The sequence below is a fragment of the Dyella sp. genome (assembly GCF_036568765.1).
Taxonomy (GTDB): domain Bacteria; phylum Pseudomonadota; class Gammaproteobacteria; order Xanthomonadales; family Rhodanobacteraceae; genus GSA-30.
On sequence record NZ_DATCRY010000160.1, the window covers coordinates 1 to 13,527 of the forward strand.

The following is a 13,527-nucleotide window of genomic DNA, read 5'->3' on the forward strand; positions in this document are numbered from 1 at the left end:
CTTCCAGGGCGCTTGCGCCGAAGACGGTCCCGATGCGCAAGACATGTGCAGACAGCGGCGCATTGCCATTGCCGCTGTCGTCGAGCACATCGGCATGCATCCCGTCACGTATGGCGCCGACGAAGGATTCGTTGACCTCTGCGCGTACGATGCGCGGTGCATTGGGCAGCAGCACGAAAACAGGGCCGGACGAAGGCGATACCGCAGCGCCAGGCTGGATGTTGCGGCTGACGATGTTTCCGTCGACGGGAGCGACCAGGCTGCGCTGACTCAGTTCGTAGCGCGCCCCGGCCAGTTTCTGCGTCGCGATCGCGACGGCTGCGCGTGCGTTGACGCTTTCGCCCTGTAATTGATCCGCGGCCTGGCGTGCATCGTCCGCGCTTTGACCGTCAGCCGCGCCGGCCTCGGCTGCGCTGTTGAGCCGCTGAGCGCGTACCTGTGCGGCCTTGACCCTGGTTTGTAACAGCTCGACCTGGGCCTGGGCTTGCTGCAGTTCGGCTTGTGCCGCATCGATAGCCAATTGCGCCTGCTGTGTGTCCAGGCGAGCCAGCCATTGGCCCTTGCGCACGCTGTCGCCTTCGTGCGCGGCAATTTCGGCGACGACGCCGTCGCGTGGCATCGACAAACGAAGCAGGCCACCTTCGATGTCGATGCGGCCGCGCGCCACGGCTTGATAGGTCGGTGCCGCCTGTTGAGCCGCGGGCGGTTCGTCGTGCTTGCCGGAGCAGCCTGCGAGGCAGGCCGTGGCCAGCAGCAACGATGCATGGAACAGGCGCGAACTCATGAGCGGAAATCCTCTAAATAGCATCGCCGGCACGGCCGGTCGCAGGGGCGGGACGATGATCGCTCAAGATGCGGCCATCCTCCATGGTCAGCACGCGATCCGCATGCCCCACCAGGCGCGGATCGTGCGTAACGCAAAGCACCGTGGTGCCGTGCGTGCGGGCAATGCGGTGCAGAATATCGATAACGATCTGGCCGTTGGCGGCATCCAGTGCGCTGGTCGGTTCGTCGGCGAAAAGCAGCTCCGGCTCTTTGGCCAGCGCGCGTGCGATCGCAACGCGTTGTTTTTCACCGCCGGAAAGTTCTGAGGGACGCAAGGCCATGCGCGGTCCGAGACCCACTTCCTCCAGGGAGGCGGCGGCGCGACGGCGTGCTTCGGCATCGTCCAGGCCCAGGTAGCTGAGCGGCAGCGCCACTTGTTCGAGCGCGTTCAGGGCAGGGAACAGGTTGAAACCTTGGAACACGAAGCCGGTGTGGCGCAATCGGAAGCGTTCGAGTTGTCGTGTATCCAGTTCGCCCAAGTCCTGTCCCAGGGCATGGACGCTACCCTGGTCGGGGCGCTGCAAGCCGCTGAGTATCGACAGCAAGGTGCTCTTGCCGCAGCCCGATGGACCGGAAATCAAGGTCAGTTCGCCGGCGGCCACATCCAGGGTCAGATCCTGCAATACCACAGATTGCAGTTTGCCGGTGGTAAAGGCTTTGCTGACGTTGTGCGCCTGCAGCGAGATCGTGGCGGTATGAGATGCAGATGACATCGCTTATCTCAACAATGTCGCAGGATCGGCACGGCGCAGGCTGCGCATGGCCGCAAGACCGGATACCGCGGCCAAACCGAGGATGACTACGACACAGGCCAGAATGGCAACCGCCGAAAACGCCACTGGCACGTTGTAGCTGCGAGCAAGCAGGAACAGTAGGCCGCCCAGGGCCAGGCTGCCGACCAGGCCGAGCGCGCCGACCCAGAAGGCCTGCTCGAGTACGACCTTGCGCAGCGCGCCGACACCCACGCCCAGCGCATTGAGCGTGGCGTATTCGCGCACCGAGCCGACCACCGCGGCGACCAATGTCTGGCTGGTAATGACCGCGCCGACCAGGAAAACGATACCGGCCAGGAACAGCACGGCGGCGCCTGCGCCTGTATCGAGCATCCAGTACATCTTCGAGCGGTTGGCGAAATGCTTCGCCGTCCATACGTCGTATGGACCGAAGCTGCCGGTGCCGCGCAAGCGCCGGGCGACCGCGCGTGCCTGGTTCGGGTCATGCAGCTTGGCAACGAAATACGTCATGCGCCCTTCGTTGGATGGATCGGTATCCAGGTTGCGTGCCGTCGCCAGTGACGCGACCACGTTCACTCCACCGAGTGCGCGCAGGCCGCTACCGACGCCGACCACCTGCACACGCTGGCCGTTGATGATTGCGCTGTCGCCGATTTTGACGCCGAGACTGTCGAGGTCGGCGCGATCGACGATGACGGCGTTGGGGCCGTTCAAGCGCTCGCGCAAGTCTGGCGACAAGGCGTGCGAGAACATCAAGCCATCGGGCCGTGGATCGATGCCCGAAACGAATACCGAGACACCTCCCGTATCGTTTGGGCCGCGCCAATCGGCATCGACCCAATGAAAAGGTTCGACCTTGCTGACGGCCGGGTCCATCCACAGGCGCATTTCTACATCCGCATCGATCGAGCGACCGAGGTTGACACTCTGTGTGCCTGGGTAACCGGCCCACAGATCGGCCGACGATCCGGTGATGTAGACGCTGGCACTGCCGAAGATGCCGAGTACCAAGGCTGCCTGCAGCAATTGCAGGAGACCTGCGAAGCATACGGCGAGAATAGCCGGCAGGAACCGCCGCCATTCATAGATCAGGGTCTTGCGTGCGAGTGCGACCATCAGCGCGCGACCTTGTCGCGCGTCGCACCGTCGGCGTTGCCGGTGCTCAGCGGCGCGCCACCCAAGGCTTTGTACAGCGAGACATAGGCCAGGTCGCGCGCGGCGCGTGCATTGATCAGTTCGAGCTGCGCACGCTGTTGCTCGATCAGGCTGTCTTGCACATCGAGCGTCGAAGCCAGATTCAATTCGGCCCGCTTGCGCGCCCCCGCGGTGCTGCGATCGAGAGCGTCGAATGCTGACTGCAACGATGTTTCGCGGTCGCGCAATTGTTCAAGGTCGCCCATGGCGGTTTCGACCTCGGCGACGCCTTGCAGCACGGCCTGGCGATAGGCGAGTACGGCCGCTTGCAACTGATGGCCTTTGGCGTCGGCGGCGGCCTGGCGCTGCCCCCAATCGAACAACGGCACATCTATTACCGGACCGAGCGAGAAAATACCTTCGCCCGTATGCACGCGGTGGTTACGGGCGATATTGGTCGACCACTGCAGCGACGTGCCGATACCCAGGTGCGGGTAGACATCGGCCTGGCTCAGGCCGGCTTCGCCTGCAGTGCGTAGTACTTCGGCTTCGGCGGCGGCAATTTCCGGTCGAGTGCGCAACAGGTCGCCGGGTGCATGCGTCACTTGCCAGTCGCCCAGTTGGGGTTGCGGACCGGGCTGCAGCCAGGCGTCGTCCGGTTCGTTCTGCCCGAGCAGAACAGCCAACTGTTGGGCACTGGCGATAATGGCTTGGTTGGGCTCGGCCAGCGCCGCTTGGGCTCGCGCGAGTTCGGCCTGGGCACGGGCGACTTCCGCGGCGGGACTCAGTCGCAGGCGCTCGCGCAGTTCCGTCAATCGCACTTTTTCCTGCGCGGCATCGCGCATGGCGTTCAGGCCCACCCGTTGCTGCTGCGCGGTGCGCAGCTCGATCCAGCGTCGGGCGACTTCGGCGACCAGCGACACGCGGGCACCGTCCAAGGCGGCCCGTGCCTGGTTTTCCTGTCCTTGGGCGACGCGCCCCGCATTCGTCCAGGTGCCGAACAACGGCAGCTCCCAGAGAGCGTCGAAACCCACCACGAAGAACGATGCGCTGGTATCCGGGTCGATGACATCGTTGGTGCGCAAGCTTAGCGAAGGCAGATAACCGTCATGTCGATGGCCGTTCAATATCCGCGCTGCCCGAAGGCGCTCGGCGGCCTGGGCTACCTCGAGATTGTTGCCCAGCGCGCGGTCGATGAGATCGTCCAGTTGCGGATCGCCCAGTGCTTTCCACCAATCGCGCAGATCGGCTTGAGGCGGACGTGCATCGGCTGGCAAATTGCGCCATGCCGTCGGCAACGAGGGCTTGAGCTCGGGTAGCGGCGCGGCCGAGCAGCCTGCCAAAGCCAGGGCAAGGCACAGCGAAGCTGGACCGAAACGCAGCCAAGGCCGGTATGTGGCGATTCCCGATGAACTGTACAACGCGAGCGGGGACAGGGCGATGACTCCTGGGGCACTGCTGGGGATCAGCCTGGGATGAACGAGCTTCGCCACCGGGTTCGTGGCGAGGTTTGCTCGTCCCGGAGGCGGCAGGCCAGCCTCTTCCGGTACCTGCCCCTTAAGGCGAGGGGTGAAGGCAGGGCAGAAGCATAACCGTTTAGACCGCCCGCCGTCCCCTTTTTGCACGCTTATCGAACGCATCCGATACGGCCTAAGTCTTCGGTTTATCGACGTTATTTGACTCTCTGTCATTGCAAGAAAGGGGGCCGAAAGGGGTGGGCACTCAAGATGCGCCCACCCAAGACATGTTGGAGCGCATGCGTGACTGCGTGGAAAATCCTCTGCGACTTCGACGGTACCATTTCCGTTGAGGACGTCATCGACTCGTTGCTGGACCGGTTCGGCCGCCCTGGTTGGGAGGTGCTCGAACAGGATTGGCGTGCGGGCAGGATCGGTTCGCGCGAATGCATGACTGGCCAGGTGGCCTTGCTTGAGCTGACCCAGGCGGAATTGGACAAGCACTTGTCCACCCTGTGGATCGACCATGCATTCCCGGCCTTTGTGGCCAAGGCCCGTGAGCTCGCGACGCCGATCCGCATTGTCAGCGACGGTCTGGATTACGCGATCGAGCAGATTCTTGGCCGTTACGGCCTGGATGCGCTTCCGCTCGCGGCCAATCATCTTGCTCCAGGTACGCCACCGCGCAAATGGCAGTTGACCTCGCCGTTCCAGGCCGAAGGTTGCCGTAGCGGCACCTGCAAATGCGCTTGCGTGGAGCAGGCCCGCCAGGCCGGCTACAAGACCTTGCTGATCGGCGACGGTGCTTCGGATTTCTGCGCGGCGGACCGTGTCGATTTCGTCTTTGCCAAGCATCGCTTGATCGAGCATTGCCGTCATGCCGGCATTCCCTATGTGCCGATCACCGGTTTCGAAGATGCGTTGGAGCTGCTGCCGCGCTTGCTCGACGGTAGTCTTATCGAACATGCCGCTCCTGCCGTGGCTGCGGCCGCGCGCTGAGTCACTCACACTTTTTCAAGCCTTTGGATTTTTTCCCGATGAATGTCTACGACAAGAACGCCGAAGTCGTGATCGACGACGCGCAGCTGCTTGCCGACGAAGCGCTCTATAGTTCGTTCGGCGACACCGTGCATTACGTCGACCCGCCGAAGATCTTCCGTCACGGCGAGGGCAGCTACATGTACGACACGGCCGGTGTGCCGTTCCTCGACCTGCAGATGTGGTACTCGGCAGTCAATTTCGGTTACAGCAACAAACGCCTGAACGATACGCTCAAGCGCCAGATCGACTTGTTGCCGCAGGTCGCCAGCCAGTACCTGCATCAGACCCGCATCCAGTTGGCCAAGACCATCGCGGTCGATGCGCAGGAGAAGTTCGGTCTCAAGGGCCGTGTGCACTTCAATGTCGGCGGCGCGCAGGCCGTGGAAGACTCGCTCAAGCTGGTGCGCAACTACACCGGTGGCAAGAGCTTGATGTTCGCCTTCGAGGGCGGCTATCACGGTCGTACGCTGGGCGCTTCGTCGATCACCTCCAGCTACCGCTATCGTCGTCGCTTCGGCCACTTCGGCGAGCGTGCGATGTTTATCCCGTTCCCGTATCCGTTCCGCCGTCCGAAGGGCATGACGCCGGAAGAGTATTCCGATGCGTGCGTGCGCCAGTTCGAGCGCCTGTTCGAAACCGAATACAACGGCGTGTGGGATCCGAAGGTTAACCAGGCCGAGTACGCCGCGTTCTACGTCGAGCCGATCCAGGGCACAGGCGGCTACGTCGTGCCGCCGCGCAACTTCTTCAAGGACCTCAAGAAGGTACTGGACAAGTACGGCATCCTCATGGTGGTCGACGAAATCCAGATGGGCTTCTGGCGCACCGGCAAACTGTGGTCGATCGAGCACTTCGGCGTGACACCGGATGCGATCGTGTTCGGCAAGGCGTTGACCAACGGCTTGAATCCGTTGTCGGGCCTGTGGGCGCGCGAAGAAATGATCAATCCGACGATCTTCCCGCCGGGTTCCACCCACTCGACGTTCAATTCCAATCCGCTCGGTACTTCGCTGGGTCTGGAAGTGATCAAGATGGGCTACGAGCTCGATTACGAAACCAGCGTTGCGAAGAAGGGTGCACACTTCCTCGAAGGCCTGAAGGATCTGCAGAAGCGTCACAAGGAAATCGGCGACGTCGATGGACTGGGGCTGGCGCTGCGCGCGGAGATCTGCACGGACGACGGCTTCACGCCAAACAAGGCGCTGCTGGACAAGATGGTCGATATCGGCTTGGCCGGCGACCTGGAGCACAACGGCAAGAAGATCGGCCTGGTGCTCGATGTCGGCGGTTGGTACAAGAATGTCATCACTTTCGCGCCGTCGCTGGATATCAGCCACGAGGAAATCGACCTGGCCATCGCGCTGCTCGACCAGCTGCTGACCAAGGCCAAGAAGGCGATGTGAGTTCGATGGCGCGGACACGTATTGTTCGCGCCGATGATTTATGTCCGTAGTTTCCCGTGCAGGGGAAGTGTGACAGCGGCGGCATCCTTGGGGTGCCGCCGTTTTTTTTGCTGGTGGTTCGAGTGCGAGAGGTGAAGGGGGGAGTGCGGATGGACGAGGGGAATAGCGAGGGCGCCAACACCAAACCCCGGTCTATAGGCGTGGGATGCGCGACATATGAGCGCTGCGATGTTCCGCATGCTATCGGAGTTGCGTCCTCGCCACTCGCCCCTCATCCCTAAGAGCAGCTACTTGCCCAACGGTGGAAACAGTACCTCGACCCGCAATCCGCCTTCGTTGCTGCGCAGATACAACACGCGCGCACGATGCCGTTGGGCGATACGTTGCACGATGGCCAGGCCTAGTCCCGTGCCTTCCTCGTCGCTGCCGGGGACACGGAAGAAACGCTCGCCCAGCCGTGCGAGAAATGCGGGAGGTACCCCCGGGCCATTATCCTCGATGCTGAGCATCGGCCGGCCGCCATTGAGTGCCACGCCCACTGTGACCACGCTGCGACGTCCGGCATAACGCAGCGCGTTGTCGATCAAGTTGTCCAGCAGTTCCTGCAAGGTAGCGCGGTCGCCCTCGATCCACACGGGCATGTCCGATCCGTCGTAGCCCAGGTCCACGCCAGCGGCCAGCGCCTCGTGCACGCGCAGGCCGACCAGTTCGGGAATCAGTAGATTCAGATCCAATGGATCCATTGGGCGGTTCTCGGGCTCCGGAAGTTGCGCGCGGGTCAGCGCCAGCAGCTGCGTCGAGGTGCGGCTGGCGCGGTGGGTCAGACGCTGGATGTGTTCCAGTGCGTCGTGCACGGTCGCCGGGCTGGGGTCGGCCTGCGCACGTTCGACATGCACACGCAGGCCGGCGAGCGGCGTGCGCAACTGGTGCGCGGCATCGGCAATGAAGCGGTCCTGCAGGGCCAGGGTGCCGCGCAATCGCGCGAACAACGCATCGATGATGCGGGTCAACGGCAGGATTTCCACCGGGACATCGGCGTCGCCGATCGGGGCTAGATCGTGCTCGCGTGCGGCCAGTCGCTCGGTCAACGGATCGAGCACGCGCAGGCCGATACGTACGCCGTACCACACCAGCGCGAAGACGGCCGCGATAAGTATGGCTTGTGCCGGAATGGTCAGCAGGAGGATCTCTTTGGCACGTTGATGACGATCGTGCAGCGTTTCGGCGATGGTCAGAGTGAGCTGGTCGCCGGGATCGTGCCTGCTGGGGATGCGTACTGTCGCCGCGCGCACCGGCCGGCGATCGACGATCAGGTCGAACAGGCGCGGTGCGCGGTCCAGGCTCAGGTCGGCGGGAGGCAATAGCGAGGCGGTACCGGCGAGCAGGCCGTGCTTCTGGCTGCTGACGTTGAAATAGTTATGCCCTTGAGGGTCGTATTCGAGCAGGAAGCGTGCCTGCGCGGAGATCTGATCTCCCATATCCTGCTTGCTCAGCATCTCGGCCAGCGTGACCACGCTGTCAGCCAGGTCGCTGTCGTGCACGTGGTTGGAATAGATCAACGCGCCGCTATAGATCACTAGGCTTTCGATCAGCAGCATCAGCATCAATGGGACGAGCAGGAACGACAGCAGCCGTCGATGCAGGCTCTGGCGGCCGTCCGGCGTGAGCATGCGATAGAGCCACGGCTGGGCATGCCGGGTGTGGCTCATGCGGACGTGCCGTCGTCTTTGGCTTGCTCGAGCAGATAACCCAGGCCGCGGATTGTACGCACCTGCGTGCCGGAATCGGACAGCTTGCGACGCAAGCGATAGATGGCGATATCCAAGCCGTTGTCGGTCAATTCCTCATCCCAACTGCACAATGCCTCCACCAACTGAGCGCGGCTGGTGACTTTGTCGGGCCGCGCGGCGAGCGCTTCGAGCAGACCGAATTCGCGGGCAGTGAGTTCCAGTGGGATATTGTCGACCCATGCACGATGCCCGGGCAGGTCCAGGCGCAACCGGCCGATAGTCAACTCGGGTGCACCCTGCGAGGTATAGCGGCGGAGCAGGGCGCGCACACGCGCTTCGAACTCGGCCAGGGCGAAGGGCTTGACCAGATAGTCGTCGGCGCCCAGATCGAGCACCCGCACGCGCTCGCGCAGGCCTTCACGCGCGGTGATTACCAGCACGGGTACCCCGGCGCCTCGCCGCCGCAGCCGTTGCAGCACATCGCTGCCGTCCAGCGCCGGCAGGCCCAGGTCCAGCACCAGGAGGTCGTAAGGGGTATCGCGCAGCGCGCTATCGGCTCGAGCGCCATCGGTGACATGGTCGACCGCATGGCCGCCTTGGCGTAGCGAGGCGCAAACGCCCGCGGCAATGGCCGGATCGTCCTCGGCAACCAGAATGCGCATGCTTCCTCCTAGGGCGGTTCAATGCGTGCGGCGTCCCACCGCATCGTGAAAATTGCGAGTGATTCTCATTTATGACATCATCGCCTCGGATAGTGCCTCCCGGAACCGATGCTGCCAAGGGTCTCTTTGAGCTTACGGGTAAACCGCGGACGCGGCATAGATGATGCGGCCGGAAACGAAGTTTTCTTGCCGTGGCGTTGTGTTCCTTTCAGCTTGGTATCGCGAGGCTCCCTGTTTGTCGACAACGCCCATCCAGCGCAGCCCGGGTCGTGCGTTCTGGCTCAAGCAGTTGCACCAATGGCACTGGATCAGCTCGGCTTTGTGCCTGATCGGCATGCTGCTGTTCGCCATCACCGGGTTCACGTTGAATCATGCGGGCCAGATCGAAGCCAAGCCGAGCACGCAACACCGCCAGGCAGAGCTGCCGGCGCCCTTGCTCAGTACCTTGGCGGGCGACGACGAGCGCAAGGGAACAGCCGTGCCGCCGGCTGTAGCCGACTGGGTGCGAGGCGCATTGGGCGTGGATCTGGCCGGACGCCGAGGCGACCTGTCCGAAGACGATTTCTATATCTCGATGCCGCGACCGGGTGGCGATGCCTGGCTGAGCATCGATCGCCAGACCGGCAAGATCGAATACGAACGCACCGATCGCGGTTGGATCTCTTACTTGAACGATCTGCACAAGGGCCGCAACGCCGGCCCGGCCTGGGGGTGGTTCATCGATGTGTTCGCGCTGGCCTGCATGATTTTTTCGGTCACCGGTCTGCTGCTTTTGAAAATGCATGCCGCGCAGCGTGGTGCCACGTGGCCTTTGGTGGCATTCGGCCTGCTACTGCCTTTGTTGCTCGCCCTGATTTTTATCCATTGACCCTTAATCCACCGATTTTCATACGTTGACGAGGTAACGATGCGCCGTTTGCTGATGACTGCTCCTGTGCTGGCCCTGGCCACTCCGACGATGGCGGCCGATATGAATGTCACGGTGACGTTGCCGCAACTGACTGTTGCCGAATATCACCGGCCTTACGTGTCGGTATGGATCGAGCGTGCCGACAAGAGCATCGCTTCGCAACTGGCCGTCTGGTACGCGCAGAAAGAAAGCAAGGAGGGCGCTGGTACGAAGTGGTTGCCGGAGTTGCGGCTGTGGTGGCGCCATGGCGGCCGCGACCAGCAGATGCCGGTCGATAGCGTATCCGGTGCAACACGGCCGGCGGGCGAGCAGACGCTCAAGTTCGAAAGTGGCAAGGCGCCATTGGGCGATCTGCCGGCAGGCAAATACGAACTGGTGGTCGAGGCGGCGCGCGAAACCGGCGGTCGCGAGGTCGTGCGCGTGCCATTCGAATGGCCGGCTGCCGGTGCGCAGCACGTGGGCAAGTCCGGCAGCGTGGAGCTGGGTGCCGTCAAGCTCGACCTCGCACCATGATCCGTCGCGAATCATCAAGGAGAACCAGCATGAACCATCTGGGTAAATACGCCATCGCGCTAGCCGCACTGGCCGTGCCGCTGGCCGCGCAGGCGCACAAGATGTGGCTGCTGCCGTCGGCGACCAGCGTGGCCGGCAACGATCCATGGATCACGGTGGACGCAGCCGTTTCCAACGATCTGTTCTTCGCCGATCACATGCCGGGCGCGCTCGATCGGCTTGTCATCATTGCACCGAACGGCCAGCCGATACAGGCGGAAAACGCCTTCACCGGCAAATATCGCAGCGTTTTCGACGTGCACCTGACCCAGCAGGGTACCTACAAGATCGCCATGCTCAACCGCGGTGCGCTTGCCTCGTATGAGCTCAATGGAGAGAAGAAGCGCTGGCGCGGCAATCCCGTCGATATGACCAAGGCATTGCCGGTTGGGGCCAAGAATGTCGAAGTCACCGAGTCGATCAGTCGCGTCGAGACCTTCGTCAGCAATGGCAAGCCGAACGATGCGGCGCTCAAGCCTAGTGGCGACGGTATCGAAATGGTGCCGGTGACCGCTGTCAACGACCTGGTGGCTGGCGAGCCGGCGAGCTTCCGCTTGTTGCTCGACGGCAAGCCGGCAGCCAACCTGGAGGTCACCGCGATCGCCGGGGCCACGCGCTATCGCAACGCGCCGGAGGAGATCAAGGCAACGACCGATAGCGATGGCAAATTTACCCTTACCTGGCCGCATGCCGGCATGTACTGGGTCAATGCCAATACGCAAGATCGACATACGCAGATCAGTCAGGCGAAGCAGCGCCGCGTGGCATATTCGGCAACTCTGGAAGTGTTGCCCGAGTAAGCGATGAGCGGATCGGCGTCGTCTTTGTCAGCCTCCGAGCCAGCGATCCAGGGCTTGGGCGGAAGGACTATGGGTACGTCATGGTCCCTGCGCCTTATCGCGCCCGATGAACGGCCAGTAGCAGCCATCGGGCAAGGTGTGCAGAGCCAGTTGGATAGCGTCGACAGCTCAATGAGCACGTACAAGCCCGATTCGGAACTGTCGCGTTTCAATCGTGCCAGTGGCGGCACCTGGTGTACGGTATCGCCCGCCATGTTCGAAGTGGTCGAGCATGCGTTCGTACTGGCACGCGATACCGATGGTGCCTACGACCCCACGGTCGGCCCGCTGGTCAACGCCTGGGGGTTCGGCCCGGATGCACCGCGCACGCGTGCGCCGGACGAAGCAACGCTGATTGCGGCGCGGGCGCGTGTCGGTTGGCAGCGCATCGCTATCGATCCCGATACCTGTCGATTGTTGCAGCCGGGTGGTGCCTATCTGGATCTGTCGTCGATCGCCAAGGGCTATGCCGTCGATGTCGTAGGCGACTGGTTGATCGACCAGGGTTTACAGAACTGGCTGGTCGAGGTCGGTGGCGAGATGAAGGCGCATGGCTGCAAACCTGACGGCACCCCTTGGCGGATCGGCATCGAGATGCCGGATCTGCCGGATCGTTATTTCTGCAGCCTGGCTTTGCGCGATCGGGCCATCGCTACGTCCGGTGACTATCGCCGCCGTTTTGCCGATCGCGACACGATCTATTCGCATCACATCGATGTGCGCAGCGGACAACCGGTGCCGTCGGCGGTCGCTTCGGTCAGCGTCCTGGCCCGTCGGGCACTGCACGCCGATCCGTTAGGAACGGCCATGACACTGCTCGGTCCGGAGCGCGGCCTGGCGTATGCGCAGGCGCGCGATCTGGCGGTGCTGTTCGTCATGCGTACCCCCGATGGCCTTGAGCCGCGTCTGACACCTGCGTTCGCGGCGGCGCTACAGGCATGAAGAAAGTTGAAGCGGTTCCCGTGCGCAGCGTCTCGGGCAATTTATTGCTGACGATCGGGCTGGGCGTGCTTGTCGCGGGTCTCGGTTATTGGCATGCAAGCGATGCAACCGGTTGGAATCCGCCCCCCGTAGACCGCATGGCCGCAGCCCTCGGCAGTACGTTGGCCTGGCTCGGGTTGACCCTGGGTATCGGTCGCCGCCGGGCACGGCAGCGGCGGCCGATGCGGCCGGCTGTCGCCGTGGAGACGGATCGGATCGTTGTCGCCTTCGCGAGTCAGACAGGGTTTGCCGCGGAGCTGGCTCGACACACCGCCGACAGCTTGAAGGCGGCGGGTGTCGAAGCTGCTCCCTGCGAGCTGTCCGGCCTGGATGCTGCGGCCTTGCGCGCGGCGGAACGCGTGCTATTCATTGTCAGCACGACGGGTGAAGGCGACGCGCCCGATAGCGCGGCTGCCTTTGTGCGGAGCTATATGGGGACATCGCCGGATCTATCCGGGCTTCAATTCGGATTGCTGGCCCTCGGCGATCGCGACTACGCCGACTTCTGTGGCTTCGGTGAGCGTCTGGAGCAATGGCTGCGTATCGGCGGCGCGCAAGCGCTGTTCGACACGGTACGAGTAGATAACGGCGATCCAGCTGCCTTGCGCCATTGGCAGCATCACTTGTCACTGCTCGTGGGCGTCCCCGATATGCCCGATTGGCAGCGGCCGGACTACGAGTCGTGGGAGTTGGTGGAGCGCCGCTTGCTCAATCCGGGCAGCGAGGGCAATGCTTGCTTTCACCTGGCCTTGCGTAGGACAGGTGGTATCGCAACGTGGTGCGCTGGAGATCTGGTGGAAATCGGGCCACGGCATGCGCGGGCCGATGTCGACGATTGGCTGACGCGCAGCGGCTTCGACGGTGCGAGCATCGTCGAGCGCGAAGCATGCACCGAATCGTTGGCCTATTGGTTGGCGGGCAGTTATCTGCCGGATCTTTCTGCGATGGACGTGACGAACGAACAGGCGGTTGCCGATGCCTTGCGGCCCTTGCCGCACCGCGAGTACTCGATCGCCTCGATTCCGCAAGACGGGGCTATCCATTTGTTGGTACGCCAAATGCGTCGGCCCGATGGCAGGCTTGGCACCGGCTCGGCTTGGCTGACCGAGCATGCGCCGATCGGCGGCCAGATCGCCCTGCGTATCAGGCAGAACCCTGGGTTCCACGCTATCGAGGGCGATCCGCCGATGATCCTGATTGGTAACGGTACCGGATTGGCTGGATTGCGCGCCTTGCTCAAACAACGCGTGACGGCGGGG

General features: G+C 63.0%; 13 protein-coding genes. 7 read left to right on the forward strand and 6 right to left on the reverse strand.

What is annotated here, in order from left to right:
• From VIM98_RS11280 to VIM98_RS11295, 4 genes are all read right to left on the reverse strand, one after another.
• On the reverse strand, nt 1-784 hold a 784-nt coding region (locus tag VIM98_RS11280; protein WP_331993206.1), incomplete at its 3' end, for an efflux RND transporter periplasmic adaptor subunit.
• A gap of 13 nt (nt 785-797) precedes the next feature.
• A complete protein-coding gene (locus tag VIM98_RS11285; RefSeq protein WP_331993207.1) occupies nt 798-1,538 on the reverse strand; it encodes an ABC transporter ATP-binding protein in 741 nt (246 codons plus the stop codon).
• Nucleotides 1,539-1,541: 3 nt separating this feature from the next.
• Entirely contained in the window at nt 1,542-2,675 is a 1,134-nt protein-coding gene (locus VIM98_RS11290; RefSeq protein ID WP_331993208.1) for an ABC transporter permease, read from the reverse strand.
• Nucleotides 2,675-4,186 carry a TolC family protein gene (locus tag VIM98_RS11295; RefSeq protein ID WP_331993209.1) on the reverse strand — a complete coding sequence of 504 codons (1,512 nt, stop codon included), beginning with the start codon at nt 4,184-4,186 and terminating at the stop codon, nt 2,675-2,677. Before VIM98_RS11295 ends, VIM98_RS11290 begins: the two co-directional genes overlap by 1 nt.
• Before the next feature lie 267 nt (nt 4,187-4,453).
• Between VIM98_RS11295 and VIM98_RS11300 the strand changes: the two genes are divergently transcribed.
• Together VIM98_RS11300 and VIM98_RS11305 are read left to right on the forward strand one after the other, a co-directional pair.
• Nucleotides 4,454-5,149, forward strand: coding sequence for an MtnX-like HAD-IB family phosphatase (locus VIM98_RS11300; protein WP_331993210.1), 696 nt, complete (start codon nt 4,454-4,456; stop codon nt 5,147-5,149).
• 38 nt (nt 5,150-5,187) lie between these two features.
• Entirely contained in the window at nt 5,188-6,594 is a 1,407-nt protein-coding gene (locus VIM98_RS11305) for an aspartate aminotransferase family protein (protein ID WP_331993211.1), read from the forward strand.
• A gap of 287 nt (nt 6,595-6,881) precedes the next feature.
• On the opposite strand, the gene VIM98_RS11310 is transcribed toward VIM98_RS11305, so the two are convergent.
• Nucleotides 6,882-8,303, reverse strand: coding sequence for a sensor histidine kinase (locus VIM98_RS11310; protein ID WP_331993212.1), 1,422 nt, complete (start codon nt 8,301-8,303; stop codon nt 6,882-6,884).
• Nucleotides 8,300-8,986 (reverse strand): response regulator transcription factor, encoded by a 687-nt coding sequence (locus VIM98_RS11315; protein WP_331993213.1) that lies wholly within the window; start codon nt 8,984-8,986, stop codon nt 8,300-8,302. The genes VIM98_RS11310 and VIM98_RS11315 overlap by 4 nt, the downstream gene beginning before the upstream one ends.
• A 235-nt stretch (nt 8,987-9,221) precedes the next feature.
• On the opposite strand from VIM98_RS11315, the gene VIM98_RS11320 reads away from it, so the two are divergent.
• The 5 genes from VIM98_RS11320 to VIM98_RS11340 form a co-directional block, all read left to right on the forward strand.
• Nucleotides 9,222-9,854 carry a PepSY-associated TM helix domain-containing protein gene (locus tag VIM98_RS11320; protein ID WP_414650210.1) on the forward strand — a complete coding sequence of 211 codons (633 nt, stop codon included), beginning with the start codon at nt 9,222-9,224 and terminating at the stop codon, nt 9,852-9,854.
• Between the two features lie 39 nt (nt 9,855-9,893).
• On the forward strand, nt 9,894-10,409 hold the full coding sequence (locus VIM98_RS11325) for a DUF2271 domain-containing protein (protein WP_331993214.1): 516 nt from the start codon (nt 9,894-9,896) through the stop codon (nt 10,407-10,409).
• A 29-nt stretch (nt 10,410-10,438) separates the two neighbouring features.
• Nucleotides 10,439-11,248: a DUF4198 domain-containing protein gene (locus tag VIM98_RS11330; protein ID WP_331993215.1), complete on the forward strand. Its 810-nt coding sequence runs from the start codon at nt 10,439-10,441 to the stop codon at nt 11,246-11,248.
• A 69-nt stretch (nt 11,249-11,317) separates the two neighbouring features.
• Complete coding sequence (locus VIM98_RS11335) at nt 11,318-12,229, forward strand: FAD:protein FMN transferase (protein ID WP_331993216.1); 912 nt, start codon at nt 11,318-11,320, stop codon at nt 12,227-12,229.
• The coding region (locus tag VIM98_RS11340) for a flavodoxin domain-containing protein (RefSeq protein WP_331993217.1) at nt 12,226-13,527 on the forward strand (1,302 nt) is incomplete at its 3' end. The genes VIM98_RS11335 and VIM98_RS11340, both read left to right, overlap by 4 nt.